General features: G+C 61.5%; 7 protein-coding genes. All 7 read right to left on the bottom strand.

Annotated features, from left to right (window positions below; all coding sequences use genetic code 11):
- Positions 1 to 3: 3 nt before the first annotated feature.
- Positions 4 to 990, bottom strand: a complete 987-nt coding sequence (locus HBO12_RS24595; RefSeq protein ID WP_169956064.1) for an HOASN domain-containing protein — start codon at positions 988 to 990, stop codon at positions 4 to 6.
- A gap of 39 nt (positions 991 to 1029) precedes the next feature.
- Positions 1030 to 2025 carry an HOASN domain-containing protein gene (locus tag HBO12_RS24590; RefSeq protein WP_170043470.1) on the bottom strand — a complete coding sequence of 332 codons (996 nt, stop codon included), beginning with the start codon at positions 2023 to 2025 and terminating at the stop codon, positions 1030 to 1032.
- Between the two features lie 178 nt (positions 2026 to 2203).
- Positions 2204 to 3046 carry a hypothetical protein gene (locus HBO12_RS24585; RefSeq protein ID WP_169956060.1) on the bottom strand — a complete coding sequence of 281 codons (843 nt, stop codon included), beginning with the start codon at positions 3044 to 3046 and terminating at the stop codon, positions 2204 to 2206.
- Between the two features lie 107 nt (positions 3047 to 3153).
- On the bottom strand, positions 3154 to 4605 hold the full coding sequence (locus HBO12_RS24580) for an efflux transporter outer membrane subunit (protein WP_170043469.1): 1452 nt from the start codon (positions 4603 to 4605) through the stop codon (positions 3154 to 3156).
- Complete coding sequence (locus tag HBO12_RS24575; RefSeq protein ID WP_170043468.1) at positions 4602 to 7778, bottom strand: efflux RND transporter permease subunit; 3177 nt, start codon at positions 7776 to 7778, stop codon at positions 4602 to 4604. The genes HBO12_RS24580 and HBO12_RS24575 overlap by 4 nt, the downstream gene beginning before the upstream one ends.
- On the bottom strand, positions 7775 to 8941 hold the full coding sequence (locus HBO12_RS24570; protein WP_170043467.1) for an efflux RND transporter periplasmic adaptor subunit: 1167 nt from the start codon (positions 8939 to 8941) through the stop codon (positions 7775 to 7777). The genes HBO12_RS24575 and HBO12_RS24570 overlap by 4 nt, the downstream gene beginning before the upstream one ends.
- A gap of 467 nt (positions 8942 to 9408) precedes the next feature.
- Positions 9409 to 11100 carry a hypothetical protein gene (locus HBO12_RS24565; protein ID WP_170043466.1) on the bottom strand — a complete coding sequence of 564 codons (1692 nt, stop codon included), beginning with the start codon at positions 11098 to 11100 and terminating at the stop codon, positions 9409 to 9411.
- Between the last annotated feature and the right edge of the window lie 250 nt (positions 11101 to 11350).

The raw sequence follows: 11350 nt of genomic DNA, 5'->3' as shown, positions 1-11350 counted from the left end.
GGGCTACTTAACGCGCTGCACGTGTGCCCAGACAGCGTCGTAATAAGCCCTCTCGAGCCGGAAATGCTGGGCCAGGGAGGTCAGGAATGAATTCTGGAACGCGAGGTCCGGAATACGCCGTGAGATCAGCGCCCACTCACGCTTGGCCCGCGGCGGGACCAGGCTGATATGCACCTCGTAGTACTCCGCGTCGTCCTGGCTCAGGCCAGCGTTGCGCAAGGCGTTGTACAGCTTGCCGTGATTGCCGGGGACCACCAGCTCGGTGATGTAGAACACCGCCAGGCCCCAGCCGACATCCGGGTTGCGAAAGCATCGGGCCCGGTTGTTCAGGTAGGCGACTTCCTCGGGCATGGTCGAGATGGCCTCGAAATCGGCAGACAAGCCCACGGCGCCGAGGAGCTTGGCCAACAGCCGGGGGTGGGAGCGCTGCTCGTCCTCTTCGCCCAGCTCGCCGTACAGGTAACGGCCAAGCGCGGCCGCCTCGTCCACGTCGGTCAGGTTGACCAGCAGGTCCGCGGCATCGCGGTACAGGCGGAAGGTGCGAAACCACTGGTGATGCAGGAACACCTGCAGTTGATCACGGGAGGCCTTGCCTTCAAATATGTACTGCGACATCGGGTGGTTTTCCCGCGACTGCGCGGCGATCTCTTCTTCCAGGCGCTGCTGGAAACCGGCTTCGGACAGGGGCGATGCCAGGTCCGCAGACGGCATGAAGCGCTCTTGCACGCTATAGATGGCATTGGCCAGCCATCGCCGGGTCGAGGCTGTCGCAACGTCATCGCTCAGCGACAGGATGTACAACAGTTGCTGGCACTGCGCGGCGTTCGCAGCATCGCCCTGGTGGCCCGATTCACACAGGGCGCGCAGCATATTGGCAGCGATTTCGATGCGGTTGAACGTCGCATCGGGTTTGAGCGCCTCGGCCAACAGGCGGGCTTCAGCGGTGTGAATATTCTGCAATTGCGGCAACGAGAAATTACGTGGGCTCATCATGTGCTCCATTTTTTTGTTCTGGGGTCGCTGGGAGGATCACGCGGACAGGCGTTGTGCCTGCATCTGCTGCCACAGGCTGTCGAAGTAGGCCTTGTTGATCTCGAAGTGACGCTTGAGCGCACGCATGAACGTGCGCTGGAAGCCGTCGTCGCTGGCGAACTTGGCAATCAGAGCCCACATTTCCTCGGTATCGATCTCATCCTGGGTGCCGTGCAGGCGGTGGAATTCACTAGGCCCCTCTGGCACATCGAGGCGCTGCAACAGATCATAGATGCGCCGATGGTTGACGCAACTGACCGACTCGACGGCGTACAGCAGCGCCAGTCCCCAGGCCACATCGGTGTGGCGCACACAACGAATGCGATTGTTCAGGTAGGCCTTTTCCAGGGGATGCAGTGCCGGGAAATCGATTGCCAACGGAATATCGAAATACTCCATGAGGTGGGCCAGCATCGCCGGGTGCGAGCGCTCAGGTGTCTCCGCCCCCGCTTCGCCGTAGAGGTTGCGGTAAAACACCGAGGCGTCCTCGATGGCTTCGAAGCGAAAGGCCAGTTCCGCCAACAGGCTGTAGAAGTTGTAGGAGCGGGTCCAGTGGTGTTCCAGGAAGAAACGCACGTCTTGCGCAGGCGGCGTGCCCTGGAACAGGTGCAGCGACATGGGGTGGTTGACCCGGCTGCGAGCGGCGATTTCAGCGTCGACCTGCTTGCGGAACTCATCCACCGGCAGCGCGGTGAAACTTGGCAGGTCGGCGGCGAACTCATCTTCGACGCGGTACACCTCACTGGCCATCCAGCGCCGGGTCGGCTCGGTGCGCGGATCGCCGGGAATGTGCAGTTGCAGCAGTGCTGACTGGTAGTGGGCGTAGGCGCCGGTGTCTCCCGACAGGCCTTGGCGGGTCAGGGCGAGCAGCGCGTCCAGCGCGCCAGTGACTTGGGCGTATTGCGCGCCGGGCTTTAAAGCATCAGCCATCAGCGCCGAAGCGTTGTTGCACTGATGGGCGTCCGAGCGTTGTTGCAGGGTAGCAGTATCCATTGATAACCCCTTGATCCTTGTTTTTATGATTTTTTGCGTACTCGAAAAAAAAGCCTAAAGGTTCCTCCAGTGGCAAGGTCAATACCTGTAGGACAATTCTTTTTAATAGAGTTGAAACAGCCAGCATCCATTGGTGATTCACTCGCCGATGGCTGACCAACGGCGAGGTGAACAGGCTTCAGGACGCCGCGGGAACCGTCACAAGAAATGGCACGGTACGAATCTGGTCGCCGCCCTTGAATTGAATCCACAGGGCGTAAGGGCCCGCATGCGCAGGTTTGGCATGCAGCATCAACTGCGCCGACACCGCGCCTGGCTCGCCATGCCCGGCGTGGGCGGCCTGCCCTGGCATTGGCGCCGCCATGGCATGCGCGTGCACGTAGTCCAGCTCATCGGTACTGACGAACACCGCATGGGCCGCCACCCCCAGGTAGGTGTCCAGGTCCTGGGCCGGCTTGCCATCCTTGAGCACCGTCAGCGACATCATGCTTTCGCTGCCGGCACGCAGGGCCGAAGTGTCCAACTTGACCGTGTAGGGCCCATCGCTACCCTGCTCCGGTTTGGCCGGCGCCTGGGCCACCGCCTCGGTGGCGCCCTGCACCGGCACCTCGAAGCGCACCACCTGCTGGCCGAGCCCGCTCGGTACGGCATCGGCATAGACGTAATAGGTGCCCGGCCGAGGAAACTTCATCGCGACCTTGAAACGACCGTCAGCGCCCAGCTTGGCCGCATGCTCATGGATAAAGCTGGTGAAATGGCTGTCGGTCGCCAGCACATGAAGGCGCTGGGTCAGTTCTTCGTCAAACTGCACGATCGGTTGCCCGGTGGCCTTGTCGGTAAAGGCGATCGACAACTCACGTGTCAGCGGCCCGGTTTCCTTGACGATCAGCGCTCCCACGGCCTTTTCACTCTCGCCGGGCAAGGCGAACGTGCCTTTGATGCTTTCCTGGGCAGCCATCGACGGCATTGCCGCCGCGCCTAGCACCGCCAGGCCAACGGTCAGAACCTGCTTGGTATCCATATGGGTGACTCCTCATTCGATAAATGGTGGCTTGCGCCAGGAAATCTGCCGCCTCGCCGTCCTTCGCCGAACACCGCAAGCACAGCGCTTGCGTACAACAACGGCGTCTAACGCAGCGCCGCAGCGCCGCTGCACACCTGCCCCGCCTGCTCGCAGATCTGCCAGCCACCGCCGAGCGCCTTGTAGATGCCGACCACCGCCAAGCGCTGCTCGGTGCGCGCCACGGTCAGTGCGCGGCGGCTGGTGAAGTCCGCGCGCTCTGCCTCCAGTACGTCCAGGTACACCCCCTCACCGTCCGTGAAGCGCGTGCGGGCCAACCTCGCCGCCTCGCGATTGGCCGCGGCCTCCAGCAGTCGCAGGCCCAGGGTGCTGCCCGCCGCACTGTTGGCCTGGAACGCGTCATCGGTTTCCTGCAGGGCGCGTAATACGGTCTGGTCGTAGCTGATTAATGCCGCCTGGGTGCGCGCCTCGCTGGCGGCAATCCGCGCACGTACGCGCCCAGTGTCCAGCAGCGACCAGCGAATGACTGGTGCAATAAAGTTCGACTGCATGCCCGAATCGCCCAAGGCGCCGAGGCTTCCGGCCAGCAGGCCGATGGAGCCCTGCACCTGGATGTCCGGATACAGACCGGCTGTTTCCACGCCGATCTGCGCGGTCTCGGCCGCCAGCACACGTTCGGCTGCGGCGATATCGGCGCGCCGGGCCAGCAAGCCGGCCGGGTCGCCCACCTGCAGGGTGCGCAGGTTCAAGGTCTCACGACCGGGCCTGGCCTGCGGTGGCTTGAACCCTTGCGGCGCCTGCCCCAGCAAGACCGCCAGTGCATTGGTAGTGGTTGCGCGACGCCGCTCAAGGCCGGGGGCGACCGCCTCGACATTGCGCAGCAAGGCCTCGGCTCGCAGCCGATCGAACTCGGTGGCGGCCCCCACACTGACCAAGTGCTCCACCAGGCCCAGGCTGTCGCGCTGGCTTTGACTGATGTCCGCCACCACCGCCTGCTCGGCTTCGACTCCTTGCAGCTCGAACCAGGTCGCGGCAACCGTGGCGGCAACGCTCGCCTGTACGCTGCGCAGCAACGCCTGGCGCGAGCCCGCCTGGGCCTGCGCGGCCTCCACCGAGCGCCGGACGCGGCCAAACAAGTCGATTTCCCAGGCGGCATCCAGCGCTGCGCGCGTGGTTTCAAGGGAGCGCTGCTGGCCGGATGGCGTCTCGACTTCGCTGCGCTGTCGGTGCTCATACCCTAACGCGGCACCGCCGCTGGGCAAGAAGCCCTGGCGGCTCTCGCGCAGCATCGCCTTGGCTTCGTCGAGCCGCGCGGTGGCGATGCCGATATCGTGGTTGGCCGCCAGCGCCTGCTGGATCAGTTGGCTGAGGGCCGGCTCATCGAACACACGCCACCACTGCACCTCGACATCGCCCGTACCGAGACCGGCGATGGGTGCGCCGAAGCTCGCCGGCCGTTGCGCGGCGGGCAGCACCGGCGCGGAATAATCGGGCCCGACTGCGGTGCAGCCAGTCACCAGGAGCGACGACAACAGAAACGCTTGATAGGCCAATCTCATGACGCGCTCTCCTCCAATTGCAGCTTGGGACTCGCGCCCTTGCGCTGCAAACGCAGGGCAAGGCTGCGCATCACCACATAGAACACCGGCGTCAGGAACAGACCGAACAGCGTCACCCCCAGCATCCCGGCAAACACCGCAACCCCCATGGCATGGCGCATCTCGGCCCCGGCTCCGCTGGCAAATACCAGCGGCACCACGCCAGCGATGAACGCCAGCGAGGTCATCAGGATCGGCCGCAAACGCAGTTGGCACGCGTGGATAACCGCTTCCAGCGGGCTGGCGCCTTCGGCTTCAAGGCTGCGGGCAAACTCGACAATCAGGATCGCGTTTTTCGCCGCCAGCCCCACCAGTACCACCAGCCCGATCTGCACGAACACGTTGTTGTCGCCGTCCACCAACCAGACGCCAATGATCGCGCTGAGCAGACACATGGGCACTATCAGCAAGACCGCCAGGGGCAGCAGCCAGCTGTTGTACTGCGCGGCCAGGATCAGGTAGGCCAGCAACACACACAGCGGGAAAATAAACAGGGCCGATGACCCGGCGAGCTTTTGCTGGTAGGTCAAGTCCGTCCATTCAAAGGTCACGCCCTCGGGCAGCACCTCCTGCGCCAGGCGCTCCATGAGCGCGACGGCCTGCCCCGAACTGACCCCCGGCATCGCTCCGCCGGAGATGTCGGCCGAGGGGTAGCCGTTGTAGTGAATCACCCGATCGGGTCCGGAACTCGGTGTGACGGTGACAAACGCCGACAACGGCAGCATGTCCCCGGCCGCGTTGCGCACCTGCAGGCGGCCGATGGCTTCGGCCTGCATGCGGTGGTCCGCGTCGGCCTGGGCCGTCACCTTGTAGGTGCGGCCGAAACGGTTGAAGTCGTTGACATACAGCGAACCGAGGTAGACCTGCAAGGACTCGAACACATCGGCCAGCCGCACCCCCTGGCTCTTGACCTGGGTGCGGTCGATATCGACATTCAACTGAGGCGCGTTGACGTCAAGGCTGGTCATCAACCCAGCGACCTGGCCCGACTCGGTGGCTTTGGTCATCAGCACCTGGGTCTGCTGCACCAGAGCCTGGAGCCCGACCCCGCCACGGTCCTCGACCTGCAGCTTGAAGCCGCCGGTCACCCCAAGGCCGGGCACTGGCGGCGGTGGGAATACGCCGAGGAAACCGTCGGGAATGTTCGCGAACTTGGCTTGCAGGCGCCCGGCGATGGCAACTGCCGCCATGTCCGCAGAGGTACGCTCTTTGAACGGATCAAGCATGATGAACATCACCGCGGCATTCGGTACGTTAACGAAGCCGTTGACCGACAACCCAGGGAATGCCACCACGCTTTCGACTCCTGGTTCATCCAGGGCGATTTTCGACATTTGCCGCACCACTGCGTCGGTACGATCCAGGGAGGCCGCGTTGGGCAATTGGGCGATGCCTACCAGGTAGTACTTGTCTTGCATCGGCACGAAGCCCGCCGGTACAGCACTGAAGCCGAACCAGGTCAGCGCCAGCAACCCACCATAAACCAACAGCGCCACGCCGCGCCGGCCCACCACCTTGCGCACCGTGTTGCCATACGCCTGCGGTGCCCGCTGGAACGGCCGGCTCAGCACCTGCACCAGGTGCGCGGCGCGACCGCGCAGGCTACGCGGATCATGTACCACGGCGGCACCGCGCGGGCGCAGCAACAGTCCGGCGAGTGCCGGGCTGAGGGTCAGGGAGTTGACCGCCGACAGGATCGTGGAAATCGCGATGGTCAGCGCGAACTGCCGATAGAACTCACCTTGCAAGCCACTGAGGAAGGCCGTGGGGATGAACACCGCAGCCAGTACCGAGGTGATCGCAATGATCGGCCCGGTCACCTCGCCCATCGCTCGTCGCGCAGCCTGCGTCGGCTCCTCGCCGTTCTCGATATGCCGCTCGACGTTCTCCACCACCACGATTGCATCGTCGACCACGATCCCGATGGACAGCACCAGGCCGAACAACGACAGGGTATTGAGGGAAAAGCCCATCAGATGCATGACCGCGAAGGTGCCGATAATCGACACCGGCACGGCCATCAACGGGATCAGGGATGCGCGCCAGTTACGCAGGAACACCACCACCACCAGGACCACCAGCAGGATCGCTTCCATCAGGGTGATGGCTACTGACTCCAGCGATGCACGCACAAACACTGTCGGGTCATAGGCAATCCGCGACACCATCCCCTCGGGGAAGTTGGCCTCCAGGCGCTGCATGGTATCGCGCACCGCCTGCGCCACATCGAGCGCGTTGGCGCCCGGGCTCTGGATGATCTGCAAGGCAACGGCCGGCTCGCCATCCAACAGGCTGCGCAACGCGTACGCATCGGCGCCCATTTCGACACGGGCCACATCGCGCAGGCGCGTCACCTGGCCGTTATCGCCGGTGCGGATGATGATGTCGCCAAACTGCTCCTCGTCCGTCAGGCGCCCGAGGGTATTGACCGTGACCTGGAATGCCGCACTGGAGTCAGGCGCCTGGCCGACCGAGCCGGCCGCCACTTGCACGTTCTGCTCACGCACGGCGCTGATCACGTCGCCTGCGGTCAAGCCACGGGCGGCGATCAGGTCCGGGTCGAGCCACAGACGCATGCTGTACTCGCCCGCCCCCCACACCAGCACGTCGTTGATCCCCGGAATCCGCGACAGCTCATCGCGCACCTGGAGGTAGGCATAGTTGGAGATATAGAGCGGGTCGTAACGTTGGTCAGGCGACAGCAGGTGGACCACCATGAGGATGTCCGGGGAGGTCTTCTGCGTGACCACGCCGAGGCGCTGTACCTCTTCGGGCAAACGCGGCAGGGCCCGCGAGACGCGGTTTTGCACCTGGATCTGCGCCATGTCCGCGTTGGTGCCCTGGGCAAACGTTGCGGTCAGGATCATGCGGCCATCGGTCGCCGATTGCGACGTCATGTACAGCATGCCCTCGACCCCGGTGATCACCTGCTCAAGTGGCGCCGCCACCGTCTCGGCGATCACCTGGGGGTTGGCGCCCGGATAGGATGCGGTCACTTGCACGGTGGGCGGCGTCACGGCGGGGTATTCGCTGAGCGGCAAATGAAAGAAGGCCACGATGCCAGCGATCATCATCAACACCGACAGCACGATGGCGAAGATCGGCCGATCAATGAAAAAGCGTGGGAAGCTCATTGCACGCCCCCCATGACCAGCGGTGCATCCAACGGCGCGCCGTCGATGTTGGCGGCCAGCGGCGTCACCTGCATGCCGGGGCGCACCAGCCCCTTGACCACAATGCGCTCACCCGGCTGCAGGCCCTGCTCAATCACCCGCAGGCCGTTGGCCATCGGCCCCAGCTCGACGGGGCGGTATTCGGTCTTGTCGCCTGCGCCGACCACCAATACATAGCGGCGACCCTGGTCAGTGCCGATGGAGTGGTCGGCCACCAACACCCGGGGTTGCGGCGCGCCGGTGTCCAGCTTGACCTTGGCGAACAGCCCCGGCGTCAGGCGCCCGTCGGGGTTATCGACCACTGCACGCGCACGCACTGTGCCGGTCTTGCGGTCGGCCGCATTCGCCAGGAAGTCCACCCGCCCGGCCCGCGCATAGTTTGCGTCGTTAAGCATCGCCACCATGACCTTGGCGGCCTTTTCCCCCTTGGACGCGGCATCCTCCCGAGTCGCGGCGAGCGAGCGCAGGTAGGTGCGTTCATCGACATCGAAATACACATGCAACGGGTCAATGGAGACGATCGTCGTCAGCGGCGTCACCCCTCGGGTGACGTAGTTGCCCTCCGTGACCAGGGCACGGTCCACGCGACCGCTGATGGGCGCGGTGACACGGGTGTAACTCAAATCCAGTTGGGCGGCGTCCAGCGCTGCCCTGGCGGCATCAACCTGGGCCCTGCCGGCGCTCAGCGAAGCAATGGCAGTGTCGAGCCGATCACGCGCCACCACTTTTTTGGCGAACAGCTGCTCGGCTCGACCATGCTCGGCCTGGGCCAGCAATGCATTAGCCTGTGCCTCACGCAAGCGCCCCTTGGCAGCGTTCAGCGCGGCCTGGAATTCCCGTGGGTCAATCATAAACAAAAGGCTACCCTTGGCCACGGATTGGCCTTCGGGCACGCTGACCTGTTGCAGGTAACCACTGACACGCGGGCGCAGCTCAACCTGCTCAATCGCGGTCAAGGAACCGGTGTATTCGACAAACGGAGTCACCGGCTGCGCAACCACCTCGGCCACCGGCACACCAGGCGGCTTGGCGGCATCAGCCACAGGCGCGCTCTCCTTACAGCCACCCAACGTGAACACGACAGCTATCGCCACGGCGCCCAGGGTTATTCGCTTGCCGTACATCGTGTACCTCCTTGTAATTTTCAGGACAAACCAACACTTGAGGTTTTATCCGGCTTGCCATGAGGGGAAGGTCAAGTGTTATGAAAATGACAGGTGGGGGTTGTTTGAGGCTTGAGCGTGCGGGGTGGGTGTCGCGTAACTTGGGCTGCTGGGAGGGGCTGGCACTCGTAAGCAGGGGATGCATATCGAAGGGAAATAGTTGATGCAGGCTTTCAAGAAGGCACGGGAGGCCGGGAATTTTTGCAAGGGATGAAAGGAGGAAGAGAGGCTGGGATTAACCGAGACTTTTACCAGGTGCGCCATCAACTAATCGAAAAGTTACTCGCCTCACAAAGCTTTTTACACGTTCGATCTTCGTGATTTTGATTTCCTCCATGATTCGATTTCCAGAGCAAGGTAACAAGAATAAAGAGGCACACCATCTCTTGGTACGCCTCTCTATTGAATTTCAAACCATTCCTAGTGCATTACTTCGACTTAGTCACAGTGAACACGAAATCACTGTCTTGATACGCCGTTGTAGCAGGCCCCCTGAACGCAAACTGAAACTCATTGGCACTGTTCCTGGTGATGTAGGCAAGACGAACGTCTGCCACGAGACCAACAGGTATCACGTTCGGCACATAACCCTCTTTCGTGCTGCCGTACCCGCCGGGGGTCGAGATTTTATACTCGCCTGGATTTATACGAGTGATGAATGTATTGAACGGGGCGTTAAGGATAGTCCCGTTGCCCAGAGCCGACCCGCTGACTACCGCACTGGCCGCTGAGTTAAAGGCATGGCCCACTGACACGACTTCGTTTGTCGTACAAGTATCCCAACCAATCACCTGGCAATTGGCGCCCATATCAATGAATGGGCGGGAGATATCCGGAACGTAGTCGCCGCCGCTCACAAAGCCACAACCCTCAAGGATAAGGGTGAGCTTTCCTCCACCGGAGGATCGAAGCTGAATATTGCAGCTCGTAAAGTGAACATTCGAAAGGCGATGGAACTGGGTATTACGCACGATGACCGATACTGGTGATGTCCCGACGTTATCCAGGGACAGGTCAGCCACGCCCGCGTTACTCTCAAAATATCCCGAACTCATGTCGAGACAGGCAAGGCCGTTGTCACCAAGAACATTCGCTTTAAATCCGAATGATGCGGGGCTCCCGGGCGTTCCGTTACCCTCGATGCTACCGCCCGTCCAGGTATTGCCAGCACCCATTAAGTCAAAGTAAACGCCTGTCGTACTATTCCCAGTAGCCACGATCTTGGAAAAAACCATCGCGTTCGGTAGTGTTCCCCCCGCAACCGACCTCGCGATAACAAACCCGATGTTGTTCTCGCGAGCGTATAGGTTGGTGTACTCGTTGCTCAGGCAGTCGCGAATGCTGAAACCGGTGCCCATGTGCTGGACGGATATGTTGGATATATGGTCATACCCGAGGGATTTATGATCAATGCCATAACCGACTCGTTGCGCAGGGACATAACTTCTTTCCTTGCCGACAATCGAAAAATTTCCAAACCGACTATAGCCCCACCCCCCCATGCTACCTGCCGAAATACCACCTATGAGCTGGAAGCCAATGGGCACGCCGGTGGCAACTTCAAATATCGTGTTGCCGAGGGAATTACCCAGGAAGGTAAGGCGCTTAGAAGGGGCTCCAGTATGGGGAAAGTCCGCAGCCGAATGGTCATACGAAACAGTAGAGCCCAGCAGGTACACCCCATCAGCAGCACTCTTGGATCCACCCTCATCGAATGTTTTTTGAATTTCGGCGCTGGAGGAAGCGGCTGATCCATTTCTTGCGCCAAACTGCCGAATATCGACTACATCCGTTGTAGCCAGCTTCCAGCGTGCACCATCAGTGGCTACGATCACAGTACCGCCATTGTCCACCGACGCCGTGTCGGCCGGATCAACGTAGTAATTGCCACCCCCGCCATCACCTTTGTTGTAATAGCCAATCACGGTTGCGCGCTGATTTCCGGATGAACTCAGGGCGCGAAGCGCGACAATGCTATCGACTGTTCTACTATATTCTTGCAAGCCAAGCGCGAGCCATTCATCTGTGCCTTGGGCTTGCTCGTCTACTAAGGCTTGCTGGTTGTGAGTCAATAGTTTCGATTCGATCATGTGGATTACCTCATTAATTAGGGAATTCATTTCAGTACCTTCAATGCCAGTTGTTAGAACGCCTGACGTTCAGCCGCTCGGTTGGGCGCGCTTCACGAAACTACTGATGTTCTGGATGTCGCTGACGTTATCCAGCGCTCGTTAAGCCTGTTCTCACTCCAAAAACAGGCAGTAGCGATAGCGGTGCATTCTTTGGCGGTTCAAATGGAGGCGGGGTATAGATCTGGTAAAGGCCCACCAACCACCAAGCAGGCCGTATTGGGCTCTCTCCCTCGCTTAT

It is taken from the genome of Pseudomonas sp. WS 5059 (genome assembly GCF_012985525.1).
Taxonomy (GTDB): domain Bacteria; phylum Pseudomonadota; class Gammaproteobacteria; order Pseudomonadales; family Pseudomonadaceae; genus Aquipseudomonas.
The sequence above is the reverse complement of the archived record's forward strand: the minus strand, read 5'-3'. Positions and strand labels throughout refer to the sequence as shown.